General features: G+C 53.0%; 28 protein-coding genes. 13 read left to right on the top strand and 15 right to left on the bottom strand.

All coding sequences use genetic code 11. From position 1 onward, the window contains the following. Positions 1-110 precede the first annotated feature (110 nt). Together ABLV07_RS13450 and ABLV07_RS13445 are read right to left on the bottom strand one after the other, a co-directional pair. Positions 111-359, bottom strand: a complete 249-nt coding sequence (locus ABLV07_RS13450) for a hypothetical protein (RefSeq protein ID WP_015366686.1) — start codon at positions 357-359, stop codon at positions 111-113. 276 nt (positions 360-635) lie between these two features. Continuing rightward, positions 636-1,619 (bottom strand): zinc-binding dehydrogenase, encoded by a 984-nt coding sequence (locus tag ABLV07_RS13445; protein WP_230249715.1) that lies wholly within the window; start codon positions 1,617-1,619, stop codon positions 636-638. Positions 1,620-1,793: 174 nt separating this feature from the next. Here ABLV07_RS13445 and ABLV07_RS13440 point away from each other — a divergent pair, with 174 nt between their 5' ends. Continuing rightward, positions 1,794-2,708 carry a TIGR03571 family LLM class oxidoreductase gene (locus ABLV07_RS13440; protein WP_348853271.1) on the top strand — a complete coding sequence of 305 codons (915 nt, stop codon included), beginning with the start codon at positions 1,794-1,796 and terminating at the stop codon, positions 2,706-2,708. Here the strand turns inward: ABLV07_RS13440 and ABLV07_RS13435 are convergent. Beyond that, positions 2,705-3,589 carry an SDR family oxidoreductase gene (locus tag ABLV07_RS13435; protein WP_015366683.1) on the bottom strand — a complete coding sequence of 295 codons (885 nt, stop codon included), beginning with the start codon at positions 3,587-3,589 and terminating at the stop codon, positions 2,705-2,707. The genes ABLV07_RS13440 and ABLV07_RS13435 overlap by 4 nt on opposite strands. Positions 3,590-4,047: 458 nt before the next feature. Between ABLV07_RS13435 and ABLV07_RS13430 the strand changes: the two genes are divergently transcribed. The 5 genes from ABLV07_RS13430 (at position 4,048) to ABLV07_RS13410 (ending at position 7,485) form a co-directional block, all read left to right on the top strand. Further along, on the top strand, positions 4,048-4,233 hold the full coding sequence (locus ABLV07_RS13430) for a general stress protein (protein WP_004143718.1): 186 nt from the start codon (positions 4,048-4,050) through the stop codon (positions 4,231-4,233). Positions 4,234-4,321: 88 nt separating this feature from the next. Further along, on the top strand, positions 4,322-4,822 hold the full coding sequence (locus ABLV07_RS13425; protein ID WP_015366681.1) for a ferritin-like domain-containing protein: 501 nt from the start codon (positions 4,322-4,324) through the stop codon (positions 4,820-4,822). Positions 4,823-4,848: 26 nt separating this feature from the next. Further along, on the top strand, positions 4,849-5,064 hold the full coding sequence (locus ABLV07_RS13420; RefSeq protein WP_032705768.1) for a hypothetical protein: 216 nt from the start codon (positions 4,849-4,851) through the stop codon (positions 5,062-5,064). A 24-nt stretch (positions 5,065-5,088) separates the two neighbouring features. Beyond that, on the top strand, positions 5,089-5,595 hold the full coding sequence (locus tag ABLV07_RS13415; RefSeq protein ID WP_015366679.1) for a DUF892 family protein: 507 nt from the start codon (positions 5,089-5,091) through the stop codon (positions 5,593-5,595). 264 nt (positions 5,596-5,859) lie between these two features. Continuing rightward, entirely contained in the window at positions 5,860-7,485 is a 1,626-nt protein-coding gene (locus ABLV07_RS13410; RefSeq protein ID WP_230249712.1) for an alpha-amylase family protein, read from the top strand. Here ABLV07_RS13410 and ABLV07_RS13405 read toward each other — a convergent pair. Then, on the bottom strand, positions 7,482-8,468 hold the full coding sequence (locus tag ABLV07_RS13405; RefSeq protein ID WP_230133032.1) for an SDR family oxidoreductase: 987 nt from the start codon (positions 8,466-8,468) through the stop codon (positions 7,482-7,484). The genes ABLV07_RS13410 and ABLV07_RS13405 overlap by 4 nt on opposite strands. A 31-nt stretch (positions 8,469-8,499) precedes the next feature. Here ABLV07_RS13405 and ABLV07_RS13400 point away from each other — a divergent pair, with 31 nt between their 5' ends. Further along, complete coding sequence (locus ABLV07_RS13400) at positions 8,500-8,775, top strand: hypothetical protein (RefSeq protein WP_100280374.1); 276 nt, start codon at positions 8,500-8,502, stop codon at positions 8,773-8,775. 5 nt (positions 8,776-8,780) lie between these two features. Here the strand turns inward: ABLV07_RS13400 and ABLV07_RS13395 are convergent, their stop codons facing one another. Both ABLV07_RS13395 and ABLV07_RS13390 read right to left on the bottom strand, forming a co-directional pair. Continuing rightward, positions 8,781-9,227, bottom strand: a complete 447-nt coding sequence (locus tag ABLV07_RS13395; RefSeq protein ID WP_015366672.1) for a YetF domain-containing protein — start codon at positions 9,225-9,227, stop codon at positions 8,781-8,783. Positions 9,228-9,238: 11 nt separating this feature from the next. After that, entirely contained in the window at positions 9,239-9,742 is a 504-nt protein-coding gene (locus tag ABLV07_RS13390; RefSeq protein ID WP_149270798.1) for a hypothetical protein, read from the bottom strand. 142 nt (positions 9,743-9,884) lie between these two features. Here ABLV07_RS13390 and ABLV07_RS13385 point away from each other — a divergent pair, with 142 nt between their 5' ends. Beyond that, positions 9,885-10,289, top strand: a complete 405-nt coding sequence (locus ABLV07_RS13385) for a YdeI family stress tolerance OB fold protein (RefSeq protein ID WP_015366670.1) — start codon at positions 9,885-9,887, stop codon at positions 10,287-10,289. A 15-nt stretch (positions 10,290-10,304) separates the two neighbouring features. Continuing rightward, a complete protein-coding gene (locus ABLV07_RS13380) occupies positions 10,305-10,469 on the top strand; it encodes a hypothetical protein (RefSeq protein ID WP_015705356.1) in 165 nt (54 codons plus the stop codon). Positions 10,470-10,506: 37 nt separating this feature from the next. Here ABLV07_RS13380 and ABLV07_RS13375 read toward each other — a convergent pair whose 3' ends face one another. Then, the gene (locus ABLV07_RS13375) at positions 10,507-11,652 is read right to left on the bottom strand and encodes a PLP-dependent aspartate aminotransferase family protein (RefSeq protein ID WP_087860741.1); all 1,146 of its coding nucleotides are present in this window, start codon (positions 11,650-11,652) and stop codon (positions 10,507-10,509) included. 9 nt (positions 11,653-11,661) lie between these two features. Then, on the bottom strand, positions 11,662-13,038 hold the full coding sequence (locus ABLV07_RS13370) for a pyridoxal-phosphate dependent enzyme (RefSeq protein WP_162184312.1): 1,377 nt from the start codon (positions 13,036-13,038) through the stop codon (positions 11,662-11,664). A gap of 95 nt (positions 13,039-13,133) precedes the next feature. Between ABLV07_RS13370 and ABLV07_RS13365 the strand changes: the two genes are divergently transcribed. Both ABLV07_RS13365 and ABLV07_RS13360 read left to right on the top strand, forming a co-directional pair. Beyond that, positions 13,134-13,307 carry a hypothetical protein gene (locus tag ABLV07_RS13365; protein WP_020078890.1) on the top strand — a complete coding sequence of 58 codons (174 nt, stop codon included), beginning with the start codon at positions 13,134-13,136 and terminating at the stop codon, positions 13,305-13,307. Between the two features lie 83 nt (positions 13,308-13,390). Continuing rightward, the gene (locus ABLV07_RS13360) at positions 13,391-13,876 is read left to right on the top strand and encodes a lipoprotein (RefSeq protein ID WP_015366666.1); all 486 of its coding nucleotides are present in this window, start codon (positions 13,391-13,393) and stop codon (positions 13,874-13,876) included. Between the two features lie 49 nt (positions 13,877-13,925). Here the strand turns inward: ABLV07_RS13360 and ABLV07_RS13355 are convergent, their stop codons facing one another. Next, positions 13,926-15,260, bottom strand: a complete 1,335-nt coding sequence (locus tag ABLV07_RS13355) for a gluconate:H+ symporter (protein WP_032708012.1) — start codon at positions 15,258-15,260, stop codon at positions 13,926-13,928. Positions 15,261-15,329: 69 nt separating this feature from the next. Then, a complete protein-coding gene (gene uxuA / locus ABLV07_RS13350) occupies positions 15,330-16,400 on the bottom strand; it encodes a mannonate dehydratase (protein WP_046883609.1) in 1,071 nt (356 codons plus the stop codon). Between the two features lie 260 nt (positions 16,401-16,660). On the opposite strand from uxuA, the gene ABLV07_RS13345 reads away from it, so the two are divergent. Then, on the top strand, positions 16,661-16,819 hold the full coding sequence (locus ABLV07_RS13345) for a YqaE/Pmp3 family membrane protein (protein WP_002903230.1): 159 nt from the start codon (positions 16,661-16,663) through the stop codon (positions 16,817-16,819). Positions 16,820-16,875: 56 nt separating this feature from the next. Here the strand turns inward: ABLV07_RS13345 and ABLV07_RS13340 are convergent, their stop codons facing one another. The 4 genes from ABLV07_RS13340 to ABLV07_RS13325 all read right to left on the bottom strand — a co-directional run bounded on the left by ABLV07_RS13340 (position 16,876) and on the right by ABLV07_RS13325 (position 20,522). Then, the gene (locus tag ABLV07_RS13340) at positions 16,876-17,976 is read right to left on the bottom strand and encodes an NADH:flavin oxidoreductase/NADH oxidase (RefSeq protein WP_015705363.1); all 1,101 of its coding nucleotides are present in this window, start codon (positions 17,974-17,976) and stop codon (positions 16,876-16,878) included. 118 nt (positions 17,977-18,094) lie between these two features. Further along, entirely contained in the window at positions 18,095-19,711 is a 1,617-nt protein-coding gene (locus ABLV07_RS13335; protein ID WP_042897505.1) for an FAD-NAD(P)-binding protein, read from the bottom strand. Between the two features lie 71 nt (positions 19,712-19,782). Next, complete coding sequence (locus tag ABLV07_RS13330) at positions 19,783-20,268, bottom strand: GNAT family N-acetyltransferase (RefSeq protein WP_015705365.1); 486 nt, start codon at positions 20,266-20,268, stop codon at positions 19,783-19,785. Then, positions 20,256-20,522, bottom strand: coding sequence for a DUF1778 domain-containing protein (locus tag ABLV07_RS13325; protein ID WP_015705366.1), 267 nt, complete (start codon positions 20,520-20,522; stop codon positions 20,256-20,258). Before ABLV07_RS13325 ends, ABLV07_RS13330 begins: the two co-directional genes overlap by 13 nt. Before the next feature lie 272 nt (positions 20,523-20,794). Between ABLV07_RS13325 and ABLV07_RS13320 the strand changes: the two genes are divergently transcribed. Continuing rightward, positions 20,795-22,030 (top strand): MFS transporter, encoded by a 1,236-nt coding sequence (locus ABLV07_RS13320; RefSeq protein WP_032711619.1) that lies wholly within the window; start codon positions 20,795-20,797, stop codon positions 22,028-22,030. A 43-nt stretch (positions 22,031-22,073) separates the two neighbouring features. On the opposite strand, the gene ABLV07_RS13315 is transcribed toward ABLV07_RS13320, so the two are convergent. After that, a complete protein-coding gene (locus ABLV07_RS13315) occupies positions 22,074-22,571 on the bottom strand; it encodes a heme-binding protein (RefSeq protein WP_032711620.1) in 498 nt (165 codons plus the stop codon). Between the last annotated feature and the right edge of the window lie 48 nt (positions 22,572-22,619).

The following is a 22,619-nucleotide window of genomic DNA, read 5'->3' as shown; positions in this document are numbered from 1 at the left end:
GATGAGTTGAAAAACTTCTTACGTTTTCCCGCGTGAATGCGGTTGCTGGCCTCAGCGTTTTGTCAGGTGGTTTCCATCACAGATTGGGCGCTATGTTATTAATTATTCTATTAAATAGCGTCTGTCAGTTGGTCAACGATAACTTTACCGCTGTTATCAAATTGGGTAATACGAAAATTAACGTTCCACGAGCGGCGAGTATTAAATTTATCAAACAGGGAGACGCGGCCTTTTTTCTTACCCTCTTTATTGAGGATCACCCACTCAGTCACTTCGGTATACTGCTGGCTAGGTTGATGACCGCTTTGTTGTTCAACTAATTGGTCTTCAGAATCCAGTTTTAAATAATCGCGTAACATTTTGCACCTCTTTGTTAATGTTTTTTTAACGTTACTCCTTTTTTTGATTCTTTCAATCTGAGTTTTTAATCGATGTGTGTGACTATTAGTTGGCGATCTAGCTGTTATATTTTTGCTAATCACTCTGCTGAATCCCAGGCTATTGTAACCATTCAGCACCAGACCGACCTACGGAAGCGAAGCGATGAATGCCTCATCCAGCGGAAAGAGGCCCGTTGGATGTGGCATTGATTACCCGGTTTTTGGGATTGAGGTTATTCATCGTGCTGATGAATATTACAGCACCGCTACGTACTTAATACCGTTATTGTTCTGTTTTAGCCTTTCCAGCGCCTGTGGGATCTCGTCGAAACTGACGCTTTCTATCGGCGGCATCATCAGTTCGCCGCGGCCAATTTGCTGCAGCATGTTTTCCCCGGCCTGACGTAATCGACTCCACTGCCTCTGGGTACCGTAAGGATGGATTGCCGCCAGCGCGACCTCATGCAATGAGATACTGGTAGTAAACGCGGGTAGCGGCGCGTGCTCGAGCCGGTCCTGTATACAGACCAGATGGCCGTAGTAGCCGAGCAACCCGGCAAGCGAAAGGGCATTTTGCTGATTTACGGTATCGAAAGCGGCATACAGCGATTTACCCGCCAGCGCGCGTTTTAGCTCCTGCGGCCAGGAAGTATGGTGATAATCAAAGGCCTGAATCACCCCACGAGCCAGTAGTTTCGGGTGATGCGTGGCGCTGGCCGTGACGTAGACGTTAGCGCCGCTCTCAATCAGTAATTGGCTTAGCAGACTGCCGGCAGCGCCGCCGGCGCCGCTGACCAACACATTCTCGCCAGCCGGAAGGGGGATCTTTTGCGCTGCCTGCCACGCTGTCAGACCAGGGCACGGCAGCGCCGCAGCGGTAAGGTCGCTAATGTGGTCGGGAACCGCAATCACCGCCTGAGCGCTGACTAACGTATGGCGGGCAAAGCTACCGTCAAAACGCAGGTCGGTGTGATACATCACACGCGTGCCGGGACGAAGGTGGCGGGCGTTGCGGCCAACGGCGGTAATCACCCCCATACCGTCGACGCCGGGGATCTGATCCTCCTGCCAGGCGTCGGAGAGACCGGCCATCAGCTTCCAGTCGACCGGATTAAGGCCAATGGCGCGGTTCTCGATCAGCACCTGATCGTCAGCGGGCGTGACTATTGTTTTCTCATGGCGTTCAAGCAGAAGCGGGGAGGCGTGCTTTTTCCACAGCCAGGCGTCGGTTTTTATCATTGTTTCTTCCTCTGGTGTTGGTGAGCTATCCATTTAAACAAAATCAGAACTCAAGATAATTCCATAAATAGCAATTATCTATTGCGATTAGTGCTGTTTATCGCAATAGCATTCCATGAAACACTTTGCTCATATTTTCAACGTGATACCGCACGGCGGTTGACGGAGTGACCCATGAGCATCGAAAAATTAACCCAGCAGCCGCTAACGATTGGCGTGGAACTGCCGCTGGACAATGACTGGTCGACAAGCGGACAGCTAAAACGGCAGCGCGACGGGCGACCGTTTGGCGTGCCGGATATGAGCGAGCACGCGGAGCGCATTAAACTGGCGGATACGCTCGGGTTTCGCGCTACCTGGATCCGCGATGTTCCGCTGTACGATCCGCAGTTTGGCGATGCGGCTAACGTCTTTGAAGCCTTTACCTACCTCGGCTATTTATCGAGCCTGACGCAAAATATTTTGCTGGGCACGGCGGCGGTTGTGCTGCCGTTACGTCAGCCATGGCTGGTACGTAAAGCCGCCGCCACGGTGCAGGCGCTCAGCGGCGACCGGCTGCTACTGGGCATCGCCAGCGGCGACAGGCCGGTCGAATACCCGCTATTTGGTGAAGACTACGCCAGCCGCGGCGAGCGTTTCCGTCACGGCGTGAGCGTGCTGAAGGGCGAGACCGATCGTCAGCTGGAGCCGGGCCTGGAGTTGCTGCCAGCCAAACCGACCCCGCCGCTGCTGGTTGCTGGTTTGGCGCAACAAACGGCGCAATGGGTAGGCAGTAATATGGATGGCTGGCTTGCCTACCCTGGCCAGCCTGACGAGCACGTTAGCCGCGTCAAGCTGTGGCGCCGGGTAGCGGGCGAGAAACCCTATATCAGCTTTATCCACCTGGATCTGCAAGATGACGCCAATGCGCCGATTCAGCGCCATCGTTTCGGCATCAGCAGCGGCCGCCATGGTCTCATTCAGGAATTGAACGCGATGCGCGATGCCGGCGTGAACCATATCGGTCTGCATTTTCGTCGCAACCAGCGTCCGCTGGCCGAGACGATGCAGGAGATTGGCGAACTGGTGCTGCCGGCATTCCATTATTAAAGTACGCCGTCACCGCCGTCTGAACACCAGACCTGGCCGGAGGCATACGAGCAGGCATCAGAGGCGAGAGTCACATACAACGGGGCGATCTCAACGGGTTGCCCTGGCCGCCCCAGCGGCGTATCGCCGCCAAAGTTTTGCACTTTTTCCGCCGGCTGTCCGCCGCTTGACTGCAGCACCGTCCAGTACGGGCCGGGAGCGACCGCATTGACCCGGATCCCACGCGGCCCTAACTGCTTGGCCAGCGATTTGGTGAATGCCACCAGGCAGGCTTTGGTCTGGGCATAATCCAGCAAAATAGGGCTCGGTTTAAAAGCCTGTACCGAAGAGGTGTTGATAATCACACTTTGGGCTTTGAGGTGCGGCAGCGCGGCTTTGGTTATCCAGAACGGCGCATAGACGTTGGTTTTGAAGGTTGCATCGAAATCGGCGGTGGTAAGTTGCTCAATTTTTTCACAGTATTGCTGACGACCTGCATTGTTCACAACAATATCCAAACCGCCAAGACCGCTTACCGCTTTTTCCACCAGCGTTTCACAGAAGGATTCCACGCGAATATCGCCCGGTATTGCCACCGCCGTACGGCCTTCCGCTTTGATAAGCGCGATGACGGCGTCCGCATCGCTCTGTTCTTCCGGAAGATAGTTAATGGCAACATCCGCGCCTTCGCGGGCAAAGGCGATAGCCACGGCGCGACCAATACCGGAGTCTCCGCCGGTAATCAGCGCTTTCTTACCCTGTAGCCGTCCTGACCCGCTGTAGCTGACTTCACCATGATCCGGTGTGGGTTCCATTTCGGCGGCCAGGCCGGGAGGCGTTTGCGGTTGATCGGGGAAAGGGGGTTGTGGCCAATGGTTGGTACGCAGTTTGTCATTATCCATAGCAATCTCCTTCACAGAAAAGAGTAATGATAGAAGGTATGCGGACGCTACGATAAATGTAAATCCCTGCCCAATGGACATATTCCCGCTTTTCCTTAGCCAACTTACTGATATAAGGCGATTTATATATAATCTTTCGCTGGGTTATTTTTCAGATTATTCAGCGAAATATTTAAAAATAGAATATTTAACTTTATTTACAGTTCTATTTTTTCATGCTCAAGTCGTGGTGGGTTTTGGCCGTGCCGTTGCGTTTATTTCTTCTGGTTAATATGATCTTAGCGATGTCTTGTTTATTTTTGCCGCCCCGCTATTTATTTTTTAATTAATTTTATAGCAACTGTTAATATATTTTGTTTAATTTGCATTTTTCACTTATTGCTCCAGACTTAATTCTCGACGGCGATGATTTAGAGCGTTAAATCATCTTTTACTAACCAAGCTAAAAGGTAAACGTTATGGCAGAACACAGAGGTGGTTCAGGTAATTTTGCAGAAGACCGGGAAAAAGCATCTGAAGCCGGACGTAAAGGCGGACAGCACAGCGGCGGGAATTTTAAAAATGACCCGGAACGTGCATCCGAAGCCGGTAAAAAAGGCGGTAAAAACAGCCATGGCGGCGGCCGTAAATCCGGTGATAGCTAGCTTGTGAATATAAGTGATTTGATCTGGTAACTGCTGTTAAAAATACCCTGCGGGTCATCCGACCCGCAGTTTTTAAAAGGTGTGAATTATGAAAATACAAACCATTGAAGATATTTTTATTCATTTATTATCGGATACCTACAGCGCGGAAAAACAGTTAACCCGCGCGCTGGCTAAACTATCCCGCGCCAGCGCATGTGAAGAGCTACAAACGGCATTCAGCGCTCACCTTGAGGAAACACAGGGCCATATAGAACGTATTGATAAGCTCCTCGAACAAAATGATCAAATTCGCCTGAAACGGATGAAGTGTGTGGCGATGGAAGGGCTTATCGAAGAGGCCAACGAAGTGATCGAAGCGACGGAAAAGAACGAGATCCGCGATGCTGCGCTGATAGCCGCCGCGCAGAAAGTTGAACACTATGAAATTGCGGCCTACGGTACGCTGTGTACGCTGGCAGAGCAGCTCGGCTATAAAGCCGCGGTGAAATTGCTGGCGGAAACGCTGGAAGAAGAAAAAGACGCTGATATGAAATTAACGGACATCGCCGTTGGACACGTCAATCAGGATGCCCAACAGTCCGCTTAACCCTATCTAAGGCATCAGGCAAAAAAATGAGTCTTAGTCCGGTTGTAATAAAAAGGTGTCATCTCGTCGCGGCGATAATGTGGTTTGTACTGGCTATACCGTCGGTAATATGGTGGAAAGACAGTGTCCTGTGGGTCATCATTATTAGTATTTATGCAAATATTGTCGGCCACTTATCAGGGTATAGCGCAGCGCGAGCCGACCAGGCCGCAGAAGAAAATGAAGATAAGGCTGAAGAGTAATTATCTTTTTATAAAGAGGTTGTTATGACTGATATTGAAAACTATCACGATTGGTTGCGTGACGCGCACGCTATGGAAAAGCAGGCCGAATCGATGCTTGAATCGATGGTCAAACGCATCGACAGCTACCCGGAATTATGCACCCGCCTTGAGCAGCATCTTTTTGAGACCCGTCGGCAAATTACCGTGCTGGATGATATTATTGCGCGCAATAATATTTCCCGCTCGGTTCTTAAAGACTCAATGAGTAAAATTGCCGCAATGGGACAATCTATTGGTGGAATGTTTCCACAAGATGAAGTGGTGAAAGGGGTGATCAGCGGCTACGTTTTCGAGCAGTTTGAGGTCGCCTGTTATACCTCCTTATTAACCGCCGCGCAAAAGGTCAACGATCATGATTCAATTGCGGATTTAGAAAGTATTCTGGCGGAAGAGAGAGGCATGGCCGAATGGTTGCTGCAACATATTCCGGATATTACGGAGCAATATATTATCCGCTCCGAAACGCCGGGTTTTGATGCTAAGCGTTAGCGGTAAAAGGTCTGTAAATGATTCGTCTCCTTGCTATCTTGTCGCGTATTAACGATAGCGCGCCGCCGCTAACGGCAGCAGGGCGGAATATTACGTTAGAGATAAATTTCGGCGAGCACTGTCAGTGTCCGTCGTTGACCCCGAGGCAGCGAATGATGGTAGATAAACTTGCCACACGTCCGAAGTCTGCGCAGAGAAAATAAGAGCTTATACCTCGGGTATGTTTCTGGCGCTCGTGATGTTCTACTGATACGAGGGGGAATAATGCCTCGCCAACCGTGGTTTCAAAACGCTGTAATTTATCAGGTTGATACCTCGCTGTTTTATGATGCCAATGGTTATGGCTGTGGCGATCTGGCCGGAATAAGGCAAAAACTCTATTACTTACGTAGCTTTGGGGGGACGGTATTGTGGTTAACCCCCTTTTATCTGACGCCATTTCTCGATGACGGTTATGACGTGCAGGATCATCTGCAGCCCGATCCGCGTTTTGGGCAAATCCGTGACGTTATTCAACTGATTGATGACGCGCGGGAACTGGGGATACGCGTTATCATTGAGTTGGTTATCCAGCATACCTCTTCGCAACACCCCTGGTTTCTGGAGGCGCGTAAAAACAGACATTCTCCTTTCCGGCCATATTATCTCTGGGCCGATTCGCCGCCCGAACAGGACGATCCGCCAATGTTTCCCGGTGTCGAAAAGAGCGTTTGGCGCTGGGATCAACAGGCGGGACAGTATTATCGTCACATGTTCTATCGCCACGAGCCGGATCTCAATCTGGTGCACTCTCCGGTGATAGACGAAATTGACAATATTTTGCGTTTTTGGCTGCGCGTTGGGGTGAGCGGTTTTCGGCTAGACGCCGCCTCGCACCTGGTCAAACAAGCCGGAAATGGCGACGAAGAGCAGGGGTACTGGATATTGGCCCATCTTCGGCAACTGGTTGAACAGACCAATCCTGAAGCCATTCTGCTCGGTGAAGTTGACGTGGCAGTGAACGATTACCGTCACTATTTCGGCCACAGCGATCGTCTGCAACTGGTGCTTAATTTCTGGCTGAACAAATTTTTTTACGTCAGCCTCGCCCGGCAGAGTGCGAAGCCGCTCGTTAGCGCGCTGCAAGCGATGATTAAGCCGCCGCCCGGTTGCTGTTTTGCTAACTGGCTACGTAATCACGATGAGCTCGACCTGGAGGGTATTGAGGACGCAGACAGGCAGTTTGTGCTGCGCTGTTTTGCCCCCGAGAAGTCGATGTCAGTCTATCAACGTGGCATTCGCCGCCGCCTGGCGCCGATGCTGGAGGGCAATATCCGTCGGCTGGCGCTTTGCCATGCGGTGTTACTGTCGCTGCCTGGAGTGCCTGTGATGCGCTATGGCGATGAAATCGGTATGGGAGAGGATCTGTCGCTGAAAGAGCGTTATGCCGTGAGGACGCCTATGCAATGGTCAGCCGGGGTGAATGGGGGCTTTTCCACCGCCGCGGCGGAAAAATTACTCGTCAGGCCGGTTGCCAGCGGCCCCTGGCGATATCAGCAGGTAAACGTCGAACTGGCGCTGCGTCAACGCCACTCGTTGCTGCAGCGAGTGCGGCAGATGGTTCAACTGCGCGCCGAATACCATGAGCCGGGGGCCACCCCCTTTGAGCTGGTATCCGGCTTGCCGCCATCGGTGTTAGCGCTGCGCTACCGCGGTCAATCTCGCGATCTGCTCATGCTGGCGAACTTTAGCGAATGCCCGGTAGAGGTACGATTGCCGCGTCAGGAGACAGGTTACTGGTCCTGCGTGCTGGAGGACCACCGTTATCGCGATCGCCTTACCGGCGGCAAGGTCTGCCGGTTACAGCTTGCCGATTATGGTTATCGCTGGTTTAGCCGCCAGCACGATTAACGGCGCTTGCGCGGGCGGCGTAGTAGTCCGCGTAATATCATCAGTCCAAATGCGATCCCAACGCCAGATGCGACTTTACCAGGTAAATCGGCGCTGACGTTAAATGAGCGCTGGCGAGCGCCAGCGCTAAATGTCCCGCGGGTGCTATGCTCGCCCCGCACGGCAGAATAGAGATCGTCTGGCTTTTCGCTGCGTTTCGCTTGTGCTGTCAGCTGACCTTCCCAGGCTTTGTTAACCATCAGGCGGTCAAGTAGTGAAGGGAAGAAAAATTGGCCAACGATGGATTGAATGGTGCTTTTACCCACCCACAATTCGCGAACGGGGCGCTGAACGACGCTAAAAATCGCCTCTGCCGCCACCTCCGGCTGATAAACCGGGGGAACGGGCTGCATCTCTTTATCCATTTTATTTCTTGCCCAACCAAACTGCGTCGTATTCATTCCCGGCAGTTGGACCATGGCTAATTGGATCCGGCTGCGTTGATGCATCAGTTCGGTTCGCACAGCATCGGTAAATCCGCGAATCGCCGCCTTCGCGCCGCAATACGCCGATTGCAAAGGGATGGAACGCCAGGCAAGCGCGGAGCCCACCTGGATTATTATCCCGCGGTTTCTGGGGCTCATCACTTCCAGCGCGGCGCGTGTGCCGTTGACATAACCTAAATAGGTCACCTCCGTCACGCGGCGAAATTCCTCATCACTCATCAAATGGAAGGGCGCTAACACCGTGGTCATGGCATTATTGATCCACACTTCAATGGCGCCGAGCTGGGTTTCGATTTCCGCCGCAGCCTGCCGCAGCGAACGGGCATCAGCGACGTCAGCGCTGATAACCTGCGTCCGGACGCCGTACTGTCGACATGCGTTTTCGGCCTCCTGTAGCCCACTTTCATCCCGCGCAATAATCGCCACATCATAGCCTGCCTTAGCAAAACGTTGCGCCGTCGCTTTACCGGCGCCCGCGCTGCCGCCGGTGATAACCATTACCGCCATAGTCGCCTCAATTGGTCTGAACATGGCATTTCGCCATGGTGTATTGGTCACTGAGTACTTGAGTATTATTGATTCATTGCTGGCCGGTGGTCGGAAATATCCGAGAGTACTTATTATGGCTAACAAACGACATTATTTATTATGGCAATGGCCAAATTTCATGATAACGCTACAATTTATAATTCAATGCCGCAAAGTTGGAGGTGGTATGTATATTAATTATGTTACTGAAAAAGAAGAGGACGACCCGACACGGGCTCCTGAGTCAGGTGATAAACAACCGGAACGCGATAAGTAACGTCTCTACGCTTCGGTCGGAATAATTGAAATCTGTCCATTACGTTCGAGGATCGCAAATTTAATCTTCTCAAGTTGATATATACCATGGTGCTGTCGCGCGGCGAGCAATATGTCATCCACAGAGATATTGACCATTTTCATTTTATCGTCAGCGACAACACCATTTTCTACGACGATCGTCGGCGAACCATCAAGATAATTCTCAGCCTGCGAAAAGCGCTTCTTTATATAGCCAAATAAAATGTCCACGCTGACCAGCGTGACAATAGTCAGCATTGAACCGGTAACAGAATAGTCGGTGCTGAGCATGGCCTGCTGGGTGGCCTCACTGATAATCAACAGTAAAATCAGATCAAAACTGGTGAGTTGCATAAGCGTTCTTCTGCCAGCAACTTTAAATATAATCAATAAGATAAGATAGATTGCGACGGCTCTGAGCACCATTTCCATCGTTGTGACTCCTAAGGAAAGACAAATTGGCTAAAGGTGACGGCAGGTTGCCGGTTCGCCTGTAGTGTCGTGGAAAGTTTGCCAAATGTTTTTGGCGTGATAGATAACCACAGCGAAAGCGGCGAGCCACGGCTATTTTCATTGTAAACCAGTATCAGATGACCGTTAGCGCTGTACATTTTATCGGGTTGCGGTCGAATATCACCAATTTGGTAATGGCTTAATAACGTGGGGGAAAAATCCACTGAGGTATGAGCGAGGCCACTGTTTTTTACCTGAACATTGACTTCGGTTTCGCTCATTAGCCTGGCAAAACGGTCATAGTCTACCGTTAACGATGAAGCGGAATTCTCATGATGGGCGGAGCTCAGGAAGCCAGATGAAAATAAACCGCATAATGCAGCAATGATAATAATGGCGAGAAAAACCACCCCATAGCGCCGGAAGTTATACTCGAAGCGTAACGCCTGTAGATTCTCGTTTATCTCTGGCGGATCCTGTTGATTATTGTCCATCTTTCGGCTCCAGCATGATTTATATTTAACGATACGATAGCGACGTTGTTATTTTAGCTGATATCAGAATTATTGACGTTGTTAAAATCGCTATCCGCGGCCAGACTTTAATAACAGTCATGCTGACATGAAAGGTGAAATAATGAGGAAAAAGCTAATCGCGACACTCTGTTTGTTACTCACCGCTGGCGTCTGGGCTGAAGAGAAGGGCGGTTTTAAAAACGATGCCGCACCGCCGCCGCCGCACCAGCTGGACGACGGCTATCGCGGTATGGAGGATGGCCGGATTATGACCATTGAGCAGGCGAAAACCATGCACGACGGCGCGACTATTTCCCTGCGCGGCAATGTGATTAAGCATGAAGGCGACGACCGTTATCTGTTCCGTGATAAAACTGGCACCATTGCGGCCATTATTCCGGCAGCCGTTTTTGATGGTCAGGACATCAAGCCAGACAAACTGGTGAGCATCAACGGAAGCCTGGATAGTAAAATGACGCCGCCGCTGGTGCGGGTTGATAAGCTGCGCAAACAAGCGCCCAATTAACCGGAGAGCCTGAGTATGAGCAGAGCGCATCACCATGAACTCGATAAACGCGGTAAACACCCGGCGCGAGAAGAGCCGGGTAAACACGGCGAGATCCCGCGTAAACGGGATGATAGCGACGATCACCGAAGCGATCCCTATCATCCGACGGAAAACGCCAAAGCGGTATGTTTCTGCTGAGGGTAATGAAACCCCGCGCCGCGCGCGGGGTTAGCGTTTACTCACGTAGCGCGTTTCGCCAGTCAGCGATCAGGTCTTGCGGATCTTCAATACCTACCGAGAGTCGAATCAACTGCGGCGTTATGCCATTCGCCAGCCGCTGTTCCAGCGGAATGGAGGCGTGCGTCATGCTGAATGGCTGGCTCACCAGGCTTTCCACACCCCCCAGGCTTTCCGCCAGCGTAAATAACCGTAGTTTTTTGATGATGCGCCCGGCGTAGTCATCATCTCCTTTGACCACAACGGAAATCATACCGCCTGGCAGGGCCATCTGTCGGCGGGCCAGATCGTGATGGGGATGGCTGGCGAGCCAGGGGAACCACACTTTCTCGACCTGCGGCTGCTGCTCCAGCCATTCCGCCAGCAGCAGAGCGTTGCTGCTATGACGTTCCACCCGTAGAGCCAGGGTGCGAATGCCGCGCAGCGTCAGGAAACTGCTGAATGGGTCAAGTACGCCGCCGACGGCGTTTTGCAGATAGCCCAACTTCTCGGCCAGCGCCGGATTGTCGCCAACCACCGCCAACCCGGCGACGACATCCGAATGACCGTTGAGATATTTGGTCGCTGAATGCACCACGATATCAAAGCCCAGTTCGATAGGGCGATGGATGATCGGTGAGGCAAAGGTATTATCGGTGACGCTGATAATGTTATGCCGACGGGCAATCTCGGCAATGGCCGCAAGATCCGCCAGCTTGAGTAACGGATTGGTCGGCGTTTCCACCCAAATCATCCGCGTATCAGGGCGGATCGCGGCTTCGATGCCTGCCAGATCGTCAGGTTTGACCCAGGTCACTTGCAGACCGGCGCTACGACGGCGAACATTTTCAATCAGCCGGTATGTGCCGCCATAGACATCATCTACCGCCACCAGATGGCTATCCTTATCCAGCAGTTCCAGTACCGTGGAAATGGCCGCGAGGCCTGAAGCAAAAGCAAAACCCCGGCTACCGCTTTCCAGCTCTGCAATGGCCGTTTCCAGCGCGTGGCGGGTCGGATTGCCGCTACGCGAATATTCATAGCCGGTATGCTGGCCCGGCGCGGGCTGGGCAAAGGTAGAGGTGGCGTAAATTGGTGGCATCACCGCGCCATGCTGGTCGTTAAAAATGCCGCTATGGACGCTGAGCGTCTGTAAATTTTTCATGTTCGTTCCTTATTGTTCCAGTCGGTTACGCCAGGTGGTCAGGACGTCGCTACGGGTAATCAGGCCGATAAACCGATCGTTATCGGTAACGACCACGACATGTCCACGGTCGAAGATATCTTTAAGCGCGCTTTCCGGGGCGTGCTTATCCAGGGTTTCGACATGGCGGGTCATCGCCTCTCTGACCGGTAGCGCGAAACGCCGGCTGTCGCCCTGGACGTGGCTTATCAGATCCCATTCATCGACGATGCCAACCACGCGGCCGTTTTCCAGCACCGGCAGCTGGGAGAAATCGTACAGGCGCATACGAGCAAGGACGGCAGCCAGCGTATCGTCGGGCGCGGCGGTGACGGTTGCGCCTTCATCATGACGCAGGGCGATAAAATCGCTAAGATCGCCGCGCGTCGGGCGGCTTAGCAGACCTTGCTGGCGCATCCAGTCGTCGTTGAACATTTTCGACAGGTACTTGTTACCGCTATCGCAGGCGAAGGTTACCACCCGCTTAGCGGTGGACTGCGACCGGCAGTAGCGCAGAGCTGCTGTCAGCAGGGTGCCCGTTGACGAGCCGGCGAGGATACCTTCCACTTGCAGCAGCTGCCGGGCGGTGGCGAACGCTTCACGATCGGTCACGCGCCACGCTTTGCGCACCTTCTCCAGATGGGCGAGCGGGGGAATAAAATCTTCGCCGATCCCCTCCACCAGCCAGGAGCCGGTTTCGCCGTATTGCCCGGTCTCTACCTGATCCGCCAGAATCGAGCCCGCAGGATCGGCAAGAATAAATTCGGTTTTCGGCGAGTGTTGCGCAAACCATGCCTGCAAACCGCCCAGGGTACCGCCTGAGCCGACACCAACCACCACGGCGTCAATGTCGCCATCGAGTTGCTCAAACAGCTCCGGCGCGGTAGTGGTGGCATGAGCCAACGGGTTGGCTTCATTATTGAACTGGTCAATATAAAACGCGCCCGGCGTTTCATCCGCCAGACGGCGGGCGTAGTCCTGATAATAGGCGGGATGACCTTTGTTGACGTCCGAGCGGGTTAACTGCACGGTGGCGCCCAGCGCACGCAGATGGAAAATTTTCTCGCGGCTCATTTTGTCCGGCACCACCAGGATCAGTTTGTAGCCTTTCTGCGCGGCAATCAGCGCCAGCCCCAACCCGGTATTACCGGCGGTGGCTTCAATGATGGTGCCGCCGGGGCGCAGTTTTCCCTGGCGCTCGGCTTCATTAATCATCGACAACGCCACGCGATCCTTTATCGAACCGCCGGGGTTTTGGTTTTCCAGTTTCAGGAACAGGCTGCACGGGCCGGTATCCAGTTTATGCAGCTGTAACAGTGGGGTATGACCAATCAGGTCGCTTACAGAGTGAAAGAGTGACATAACCATTTACCCATTCGTATCGAGATAGCTGAATGGTAGAACTGTAAAAACGGCATTTTAAAGAACATAAATCTGCCTTTTAGCGCAAAATGGAATATAAGATGCTTTTTAGCCATCCAGAAGGAAAGCAGGTTATCCGCCCGGGCGTATCGATTGCTGGAATAACGGTTTTTTGTCTTGTTTTTAAGCAAATTAGCCGCTGGCGTTGGCTGGTCTATGCATTTTCCGGCAAAGCATTACTGAAAATTATCGATAGCTTGACTCTCCAGGCATAGCGATTATAAATAAATTGACTCTGCCGATACGGCAAGGCTATGACCGTCACTGGCTTACCACCTGGACCGATAAGGGAATACTGATGAAACTGTGGAATAAAACGCTGATTACCTCTGCATTATGCCTGGCGTTGTTTGGCTGCGATGACTCATCGAAAGTCGACAATAAACTGGATCAGGCCAAAGATAACGCGGAACAAATTAAAGATGCGGCTGCCGATAAAGCGCGGGCCATTAAGCAAGAAGCGGATAAGCAGATCGACGACATCAAAACGCAGGCCAATAATGAAGCGGATAGCCTGAAAACCCAGGCCAGCAGTATTAAATCTGAAGCCGACAAGAAGGCCGACGCGATTGCCCAGGATGCGAAAAATAAAGCGGATGCGGTAAAACAGGATGCGCAGCAAAAAAGCGATGCGATCATGAAAGAGGCGGGAAAAATTAAAGATAACGCTATCGTTGAAGCCAACCAGCTTTCCGCCGATGCCGCCAATAAAACCAAAGAAATAAAAGAGAGTATCGCGCCGGAGCAAGCGCCAGCACAGCAGGCGCCGGCCGGCCAACAGTAAATATTTGAGTGCTTACCGCGGCGGTATTGTCGCCGCCGCGATGCGTTTCTCAGGAAATAAACAGACTCAGTAATAACACCATCAACAGACCCACCACCGAGTTGATGAGCTCCAGTAAGCCCCAGGTCTTAAAGGTATCACGCATCGAGATACCAAACGTTTCCTTAAAGAGTAAAAAGCCGCCGTCATACATCAAAGTAATGGTATTACTACCACAGGCCACCGCCAGGCACATCAGCGCTGGATTAAGATGAAATGCGGTAACCATTGGCGAAACAATCCCGGCTGAAGTAATTGCCGCAACGGCGCCCTGGCCGGTAAGAATACGAATAATAGCGGTAATCAGCCAGGCGATAATAAACGGCGACAGCGGGACGTGGCTCATCATCGTAACGATATGGTCGCCGACGCCGGAATCGATAATAACCTGTTTGAGAATGCCGCCGGCGCTGATGACGAACAGGACGTTGGCAATTCTGGCGACCGAGTCCGTGACGCAGTGGTTAACCTGAACGGCGTTCATACCGCGGCGGCAGCCGAGCAGCCAGATTGCGGCGCCGGTCGCCAACAGCATGCTAATTTCCGCGCTACCGAGGAACTGGAAGAATTTTGCCGCAGAAGAGGCCGCGCCAAACAGCGACTGAATCAGCGAAGACGCAATCATTAATATCGCGGGGATCAGCGGAATGGCAATGCTGACCGCAAACGACGGCAGCGCCTCGGCAGGTTTCTCCTCCTGCGGTTTAATCATGGCATTCAGCTTCATCTCGCGGATACCTGGAAGCCAGGCGGGTAACAGGATCCCCGCACAGAACAGCGCCGGGATGATCACGATAATGCCATACAGATAAACCTGAACAATATCCGCCTGGAAGGCGCTGACTAATGCAACCGGCCCCGGTTGTGGCGGAAATAAACTATGGCCCATGGTGGCGCCGACGACCGTCGGTATAACCAGTTTCATCCACGGGATATTGGCTTTGCTGGCGATGTTGAGAACCAGCGGCATGGCAATCAAAAACGCCACTTCATAAAACATGGCGATGCCGAAGATAACGCCGATAAACATCAAGCCGACCGCCAGATAACGGGTACCGCAACGCCTGATGACCGTATCGGCGATCTGCTGGCTGGCGCCGGATTCGGTCATAAATTTGCCGATGATAGCGCCGAATATAATGATCAGCGCCAGGTGTCCCATTATTCCGCCCAGTCCTTGCTGAACCATCGAGACGATTTTATCGAGGGGCACGCCCTCCATAATGGCGACAAACAGACCGGCAATTAACAAGGCGAAAATATTGTGGACTTTGTATTTCAGATTCATGATGACCAGTAGCGCAATACCGACCACCACCCATAGCAGAGCCAGGGCTGGAGACATGGCATCCTCCCAACAGAGATTTTATTATTTTCAGTGCCGGAGAACTCCGGCACCTGAGTGAAGAGCGGATCAGGCGTGCTGGTTTTCCAGCGCTTCCCATAATCCCAGCAGGTAAGTGGCGCCGAGCGCGCGATCGTACAGGCCGTATCCCGGGCGGCCGGTTTCTCCCCAGATAAAACGGCCATGATCGGGGCGAATATAGCCGTCGAAGCCGTTGTCGTGCAGCGCCTGCATCACCCGGTACATATCGAGCGAGCCGTAGCGGGTAGGGTGCGCCGATTCGTAGAAATCTTTGTCTTTTATGATTTTAATATTTCTGACATGAGCGAAATGAATGCGCCCGCGCTGGCTGAATTCCGCGAGGATTTGATAAATATTATTTTGCGGCTCCTCGGCAATAGAGCCGGTACATAAGGTAATCCCGTTTGCCGGTGAATCCACCGCGCGACACAACCAGTCGAGATCGTCGCGGTTTTTAATAATGCGCGGCAGGCCAAAAATAGAGTACGGCGGATCGTCAGGATGAATGGCCATTTTCACGCCGACCTCTTCGCAGACCGGGATAATTTTCTCCAGGAAATAGACCAGATTTTCTCGCAGTTTGTCATCATCGACCGCTTTATAGCTGTCGAATAACGTCTGTACCTGCGCTAAACGTTCGGGCTCCCAGCCCGGCAGGGCATAGCCGTTGGCGTTGCTGAGCACTTCCGCAACGACCTGTTCCAGCGTTTTATCGATGCCGGCTTTTTCAAAAGCCATCGTTAGCGAACCGTCCGCCAGCCGGTAGTTCATGTCGGTTTTCATCCAGTCGAAAACCGGCATAAAGTTGTAGCAGATGACCTTAACGCCAAAGGCGGCGAGGTTACGGATAGTTTGCTGATAGTTGGCGATATAGCGATCGCGCTCCGGCAGCCCGATTTTAATCGCGTCGTGAATATTCACGCTTTCGATAACTTCCATCGTCAGACCGTTAGCGTGGGCCTGCTCGACTAACGCCTTAATTTTCTCCCGTGGCCAGACTTCGCCAACCGGTACGTCGTACAGCGCGCCGACCACACCTTCCACTCCAGGAACCTGACGGATCTGCTCAAGAGTGACTTTATCTTCGTCTGGCCCAAACCAGCGCATCGTCATTTGCATGAAAACTTTTCCTTACCGCGTTGTTTATAGTCTACTACCATACAAGTTAGGTTAAGGATAACGACAATGCGGAGAGGGGGACATGATCGAACTCACAAAACCATACATCGGATGAATTGCACACGCTGACGTAATGCTCATTACAAGATGCGTAAAATCGGGTAAAGGGGGCGGTTAACGTGGCGGCATCAGGTAGAATTACTATGCTTAGAGACGAAGTCTCTTTTTTAAGTCGTTAATTTTGTTTGTATGGAGAGTGTATGGGTTTCTGGAGAATCGTATTTACTATCATCCTGCCGCCGCTGGGCGTACTGCTGGGTAAGGGCTTCGGCTGGGCATTCATTCTGAATATAATTCTGACCTTGCTGGGCTATATTCCTGGCCTTATTCACGCCTTCTGGGTACAAACCCGCGATTAATTACTGTCAATAATTTAGCGGCGCATTCGCGCCGCTATCGTTCATAGCGTGAAGCTTCAGCGATTAGATTTTAGCGTGCCTTTCAGCCCATGCGGTTCTGAACGCAGGTATTGCGGCGGTACGCTAACCTGGGCCCCCAGAGCCGCCGCAGCCTGCCACGGCCAGTGTGGGTTGTAGAGCGCTGCGCGGGCGATGGCAATCAGATCGGCGTCGCCGTTTTGCAGTGCATCTTCAGCCTGCTGCGGTTCGGTAATCAACCCTACGCCAATGACCGGAACGTTGATCTGCTGGCGGATTTCATGGGCGAACGGTAACTGATAGCCAGGACCGACCTGAATCGCCTGCTGCGGCGACAACCCGCCGCTGGAGACGTGAATATAGTCGCAACCCAGCGCTTCAAGCTGCTGGCTAAAGACGATGGATTGCGCCGTATCCCAACCTCCGTCCACCCAGTCTGTCGCCGAAAGCCGTACGCCGACGGCGATATTTTCGCTGACCGCCTCCCGTATTGCCTGGAAAACCTCCAGCGGGAAACGTAAGCGGTTTTCCAGCGAACCGCCGTATTCATCTGTTCGCTGGTTGCTCAGCGGCGAGAGGAATTGGTGCAACAGATAGCCGTGGGCGGCATGCAGCTCTATCAGTTCAATTCCCAGGCGTTCAGCGCGCCGCGCGCTATCAACAAAGGCTTGTTTAAGCCGCGCCAGATCGTCATGGCTCAGCGCTTTCGGCGCCCGGTCGCCGTCATGAAATGCCAGCGCGGATGGAGCGACGGTTTGCCAGCCGCCGTTATCCAACGCCAACTGACCGCCGCCAAGCCAGGGGGCAGCGACGGAGGCTTTGCGCCCGGCATGCCCCAGCTGGATACCGATGCGGGTTGTTGAATAGGCGCGAACATCTTCCAGTACCCGGTACAGGGCGGCTTCGGTTTCATCATCCCACAGGCCGACGTCCGCCGGGGAGATGCGACCCGCGGGCTCAACGGCGCTGGCTTCAATAATCACCAAACCGGCGCCGGAAAAAGCCAGCTGTCCAAGATGAATGCGGTGCCAGGCGGTTGCCTTGCCGTTTTCGGCGGAGTACTGACACATCGGGGCGATGACAATCCGGTTTTCCAGCGCCAGTTTACCAATTCGCGCAGGGCTAAATAGTTGACTCATATGTACCTCGTAAGCGTTGTGCTACCTGATAACCTGTAGTTGTAACATGCCTGGATGGCGGTCTCTTTTCCGTTGTTGCGCTTAAGACGCGGTTAGTCGTTATTCGCATGCTGATGGATCACCACTCTTCATGACTGAACCACAGCTTGCGCCGGCGGCCGCTGGCCTGCTGTGAAACCGATCTCGCCATCGCGGCGCCGATTTCCGCGCTGGCGACGAGGCCCTGAACGAAAGGGCGGTCATGCATCAACCACGGCAGCGCGCCGAAGGCAATGCGGCCGCGAGCGCACGCCGGCGCCTGCAGGGTGTAATCATCACCGATATCCGGGATCTCATCACCGCAGGCGAGAAGTTGCTGGCGCAGCGTCGGGAAAGGGATGTCTTTACTCTTCAGCGCCTTTTGGCCTCTGGCGTCAATAAAGACGTCAAATTCGCTGCGTTGGTTGTGATGGTGAATGACCGTCCGTTGTGGTTGAACTTCCAGTTGATAATCGGCCCCGAGCGGCAAAATACTAATCACCCCGGCCTCACGCAGCGCCAGCAGGCGGCGAATCGATTCCGATGGAATGGCCGCGTAATTATCGATAAATACCCGGGCGAGCCCTGTTTTAAAGCGTTCGCGGTCGCGTTCGTTAAGATGCGGCGTAATCATCTCAATCACTTCATGCAATCGCAGAATGGTATACCGCCACGGCACGGTATGCTGTTGCTGTTTGTTGCGTTCCACTTCCTGCAAATTGGCTTGCGCCCAGGCAAAGGGATCGTGTCGTTTTCTGTCGATAAACCAGGCGTCGCTGAACGTATCCGCGGTGAGCTGGCGTAAGCCTATCTGCTTACACCAGTGCGGCGCGGCGAGTTCCAGCTCCCTGACGATAAGCTGGAATACGCGATCCAGCAATCCCTCACTACCCTCAGCGATGGCCGTTTCCAGCCTCTGATGGGTGACAATTTCCAGCGGTTCATAGGGGATAGGACAGTAGAAATCGGCCTCGGGCAGGATGCCGTTTCGTGACATCAGGGTGATATGGAGTTTATGACTCGCGTCATTAAGCCGAAAATGGACGCTCTCATCGGCGTCAGTCGTAAAATGGCCATGCTGAATGACGACGGCGACGGCAGCATCAATGCCGCTGAGTGAAGTCCCCATGATACCGACCCGGCAGGGGGCTATCTGCGCCTGCATCAAACCGCTCCAGGGGCTGGGATAATATTCGCGGGAAGAATCATCGTCCTGCGGCCAGAGATGACCGGTGGCGATAACGGCAAAATCCGCACGTTCCGCTGTGGGCGCGTGATTAATCCACAGTTTGACGCCATCCTGTTCCGCCTGGAGATCGGTAACCTCGCAGGATTCGCGCACGCTAACGTTGAAACCCGCTAACCTGGCTTTCTCCAACAGCGCCAGGAACCGATCGCGATAATAGTCGCCGAGGATCACGCGCGGTAAAAATTGCCGCTCATGTAAGGCCTCACGCTCAATGCCATACCGGCTGAGCCAGTTTTCGCTCTGATTTTGTAGCCACGTCAGATAGGTAATATAGATGGGGGGGATTTCGATACTGGCGATATTCGCCAGCATTTGCGCTGAGTTATGCTCATCGTTATAAGGCATGCCGACGCCAGCCTCTTCACCCTGCTCGTAGAGCACTATCTCCAGCGGCTCACCCCGTTCAACCAGGGAATGAAAAGTATAGATCCCGGTCGGCCCAACGCCGACAATCGCCACTTTCTTCATCGTTATCCTTCCTTTGGTGTGGTTCCCGAACTGAAAGATAAGTGTGGTAGAGAAAATGACGAAAGGTGGAGTTATTTAGGCAACGCGAGGAAAAGTGTGCGTTCCTGGGTGGTGGAGGCTTTGAATCCGTGGTGTAAATAGAATCGTTTCGCGCTATCGGTCAGGGCATGGACCATCAGGGCACGAACGCCAACATTTTCGGCAACGCGATAACTGCGTAAGAGCGCATCATGGAGTAAATCAGCTCCCAGCCCCTGTCCGTGATACGCGCAGTCGATCGCCAGGCGGGCGAGAATGATGACCGGGATAGGATCGGGCATATTGCGCCGCAGGCCGCCAGTGGCTTCCGTGTGATTAACGCTGCCGGTTGCTAACGAATAAAACCCCACCACCTGATGGCTCTCTTCCTTGCAGACCACAAAGGTTCTCGCGGCGCCCTGAGCCTGGTTTTTCAATCCTCGCTGTTTCAGCCATTGATCGAGAACCGTTTCTCCACAACAAAATTCCGCGATCTGATGGTGTGAAGATAGCGGTGCAGGCGCGCTTATTTTTCCCATTGTGGTTTTCTCGCCAGCAATTTGTCGAGAGCGGGGTTAGCTTCAACCGGCGCATCCAGCATGTCGATAAATTCGGCGTATTGCTCATCGCTTAAGTTAAACACCCGGCGGTCGAGAATGACGTTTTCTGCCGCCTGGCAGGCCATCTCAAGAATAAAGTCGGTCCGTGATTTGTGCAGAATTTCGGCAGCCGCATCAATCAGCGCCCGCTGGGACTCCTTCGCCCGGATGTTGAGTTGGATATCTGATTTCATCTTCTTTCCCCGTATAGCAATTGGTATACAGCTCATTGTAGAACAAGTGTATAGCAAATGCTATACATTCTGTCTGCACGGTCTATCAGGGGACATATACTTAATTTGAAACAAATTAGCATGCTAATTAACTTGCAGCCATACGATTATTGGGTGTATTTAACATATGGGTAACTTAAGAAACTTTACATTTACATATGCAGTTGGCCCTGCATGTTCTTTCGGCTAGCTGCTACATCTCCAGGCCGCTGTGCCAGGATAGGGATAACACGATGTTAGGCTGGACTTCACTACAGCGCAATGCCGCCATTGCCAGCTTCTTAAGCTGGACACTTGATGCCTTCGATTTTTTCCTCCTCGTCTTCTTACTGAGTGACATTGCCCAGACGTTTCATGTTGGGCTGGAAAAGGTCACGCTGGCGATACTACTGACGCTTGCCGTACGGCCTATCGGCGCGCTCATTTTTGGCCGGCTCGCCGAGAAATATGGCCGTAAGCCGATCCTGATGTTGAATATCATCTTCTTTTCGATTTTCGAGTTGCTGTCTGCTGCGGCGCCGTCATTAACGATTTTTCTGGTCTTAAGAGTGCTATATGGCGTGGCGATGGGCGGTATTTGGGGCGTGGCGTCGTCGCTGTCAATGGAAACCATTCCGGACCGTTCCCGTGGACTAATGTCGGGAATTTTCCAGGCCGGTTATCCGTTTGGCTATCTGATTGCCGCCGTCGCTTATGGGCTGCTATTTGAATTACTCGGCTGGCGCGGGATGTTTGTCATCGGCGCTGCGCCTATTTTGCTGCTGCCGTTTATCTGGTTCTGCGTGCAGGAGTCACCGGTATGGCTGGCGTCACGAGAGAGAAAGGAAAGCACGGCGCTGCTGCCGGTACTGAAAACGCACTGGAAACTATGCTGCTATCTGGTGGTGCTGATGGCAGCGTTCAACTTCTTTTCCCACGGTACCCAGGACCTGTATCCGGTATTTTTGAAAGTGCAGCATGGCTTTGAGCCGAAAACGATCAGTATTATCGCGGTCACTTACAATATTGCATCGATCATCGGCGGGGTGCTGTTCGGTTCGCTTTCCGAGAAGATTGGTCGTAAAAAGGCCATTATAACCGCCTCGCTGCTGGCGCTACCGGTTATCCCGCTGTGGGCATTCGCTAGCGGTTCACTGATGTTGGGAATCGGCGCATTCCTGATGCAGTTTATGGTTCAGGGCGCCTGGGGCGTAGTGCCGACCTATCTGAATGAACTGGTTCCAGCGAATACCCGCGCGGTGCTGCCGGGCTTTGTGTATCAACTGGGTAATCTTATCGCTTCGGTTAATGCGACGTTACAGGCCACGATTGCGGAACATCATGGTCAAAACTATGGGCTGGCCATGGCAATCGTTGCCGGTACGGTGGCGATCATTATCGCGATCCTGACCTTCTTTGGTCATGAAAGCCGGGCGAAGAAGATAAGCGGGGCGGTTGAGCAAAACGCCATGCAGCATGTGAGTCGGTAACCCGTTATGACGATGCGGGTAGCAATAGTCTACCCGCGTTGGATTAGCCCTGGTTAAGCTTGCCTTCGATAGATTGCAACCCGGCAATCGCACAGGCTTCGTCAAAATTTCCCCCCGGCGCGCCGCCGACGCCAACCGCGCCAATGACCTGGTCACCCATCTTAACCGGCACTCCGCCAGCTAATAGCAGAAAACCGGGTATATCTCGCAGGTTCGCGGCTCCGGCGTTGGACTGAGAACCTTTCATGACATTGCTGGTGGCGTTTTTAGTGGTTAGCGCGGTGAATGCTTTCATGCGGCTGGCTTCGACGGTGTGTGGGCCCGCATTATCCATTCTCTTCATTAATAGCGGCGTACCGGAACGGTCGACCAGCGTGACGGCAACGTTATAGCCGTCTTTGGCGCAGGCCTGTAGCGTGCTTTGCGCGATTTTATCCGCGAGCTCCACTGACAAATTTTTCTGGCTGAGAACGCCAGTTGCGGCGCTAGCGGTCGTGACCAGGCTGCCGAGCAGGATGGCGCTAAGAAGGATACGTTTCATGGTGATGCTCCGTCGTGTTGAGTGGCGATAGGCCAATACTAGGAGGGA

It is taken from the genome of Klebsiella sp. CN_Kp097, from assembly GCF_040064495.1.
In the GTDB taxonomy this organism is placed as follows: domain Bacteria; phylum Pseudomonadota; class Gammaproteobacteria; order Enterobacterales; family Enterobacteriaceae; genus Klebsiella; species Klebsiella aerogenes.
Note: the sequence above shows the minus strand (reverse complement) of the source record. Positions and strands in the feature narration are given on the sequence as shown.

Coding starts and splice junctions, on each gene's coding strand:
- ABLV07_RS13405 (WP_230133032.1), bottom strand. CDS start 8,468: ATGGTTATCACCGGCGGCAGCGCGGGCGCCGGTAAAGCGACGGCGCAA.
- ABLV07_RS13410 (WP_230249712.1), top strand. CDS start 5,860: ATGCCTCGCCAACCGTGGTTTCAAAACGCTGTAATTTATCAGGTTGAT.
- ABLV07_RS13420 (WP_032705768.1), top strand. CDS start 4,849: ATGAGTCTTAGTCCGGTTGTAATAAAAAGGTGTCATCTCGTCGCGGCG.
- ABLV07_RS13395 (WP_015366672.1), bottom strand. CDS start 9,227: ATGGAAATGGTGCTCAGAGCCGTCGCAATCTATCTTATCTTATTGATT.
- ABLV07_RS13400 (WP_100280374.1), top strand. CDS start 8,500: ATGGCATTTCGCCATGGTGTATTGGTCACTGAGTACTTGAGTATTATT.
- ABLV07_RS13430 (WP_004143718.1), top strand. CDS start 4,048: ATGGCAGAACACAGAGGTGGTTCAGGTAATTTTGCAGAAGACCGGGAA.
- ABLV07_RS13375 (WP_087860741.1), bottom strand. CDS start 11,652: ATGAAAAATTTACAGACGCTCAGCGTCCATAGCGGCATTTTTAACGAC.
- ABLV07_RS13330 (WP_015705365.1), bottom strand. CDS start 20,268: ATGGGAAAAATAAGCGCGCCTGCACCGCTATCTTCACACCATCAGATC.
- ABLV07_RS13335 (WP_042897505.1), bottom strand. CDS start 19,711: ATGAAGAAAGTGGCGATTGTCGGCGTTGGGCCGACCGGGATCTATACT.
- ABLV07_RS13450 (WP_015366686.1), bottom strand. CDS start 359: ATGTTACGCGATTATTTAAAACTGGATTCTGAAGACCAATTAGTTGAA.
- ABLV07_RS13385 (WP_015366670.1), top strand. CDS start 9,885: ATGAGGAAAAAGCTAATCGCGACACTCTGTTTGTTACTCACCGCTGGC.
- ABLV07_RS13425 (WP_015366681.1), top strand. CDS start 4,322: ATGAAAATACAAACCATTGAAGATATTTTTATTCATTTATTATCGGAT.
- ABLV07_RS13315 (WP_032711620.1), bottom strand. CDS start 22,571: ATGAAACGTATCCTTCTTAGCGCCATCCTGCTCGGCAGCCTGGTCACG.
- ABLV07_RS13390 (WP_149270798.1), bottom strand. CDS start 9,742: ATGGACAATAATCAACAGGATCCGCCAGAGATAAACGAGAATCTACAG.
- ABLV07_RS13435 (WP_015366683.1), bottom strand. CDS start 3,589: ATGGATAATGACAAACTGCGTACCAACCATTGGCCACAACCCCCTTTC.
- uxuA (WP_046883609.1), bottom strand. CDS start 16,400: ATGCAAATGACGATGCGCTGGTTTGGGCCAGACGAAGATAAAGTCACT.
- ABLV07_RS13440 (WP_348853271.1), top strand. CDS start 1,794: ATGAGCATCGAAAAATTAACCCAGCAGCCGCTAACGATTGGCGTGGAA.
- ABLV07_RS13365 (WP_020078890.1), top strand. CDS start 13,134: ATGCTTTTTAGCCATCCAGAAGGAAAGCAGGTTATCCGCCCGGGCGTA.
- ABLV07_RS13355 (WP_032708012.1), bottom strand. CDS start 15,260: ATGTCTCCAGCCCTGGCTCTGCTATGGGTGGTGGTCGGTATTGCGCTA.
- ABLV07_RS13445 (WP_230249715.1), bottom strand. CDS start 1,619: ATGATAAAAACCGACGCCTGGCTGTGGAAAAAGCACGCCTCCCCGCTT.
- ABLV07_RS13380 (WP_015705356.1), top strand. CDS start 10,305: ATGAGCAGAGCGCATCACCATGAACTCGATAAACGCGGTAAACACCCG.
- ABLV07_RS13340 (WP_015705363.1), bottom strand. CDS start 17,976: ATGAGTCAACTATTTAGCCCTGCGCGAATTGGTAAACTGGCGCTGGAA.
- ABLV07_RS13360 (WP_015366666.1), top strand. CDS start 13,391: ATGAAACTGTGGAATAAAACGCTGATTACCTCTGCATTATGCCTGGCG.
- ABLV07_RS13370 (WP_162184312.1), bottom strand. CDS start 13,038: ATGGTTATGTCACTCTTTCACTCTGTAAGCGACCTGATTGGTCATACC.
- ABLV07_RS13320 (WP_032711619.1), top strand. CDS start 20,795: ATGTTAGGCTGGACTTCACTACAGCGCAATGCCGCCATTGCCAGCTTC.
- ABLV07_RS13415 (WP_015366679.1), top strand. CDS start 5,089: ATGACTGATATTGAAAACTATCACGATTGGTTGCGTGACGCGCACGCT.
- ABLV07_RS13325 (WP_015705366.1), bottom strand. CDS start 20,522: ATGAAATCAGATATCCAACTCAACATCCGGGCGAAGGAGTCCCAGCGG.
- ABLV07_RS13345 (WP_002903230.1), top strand. CDS start 16,661: ATGGGTTTCTGGAGAATCGTATTTACTATCATCCTGCCGCCGCTGGGC.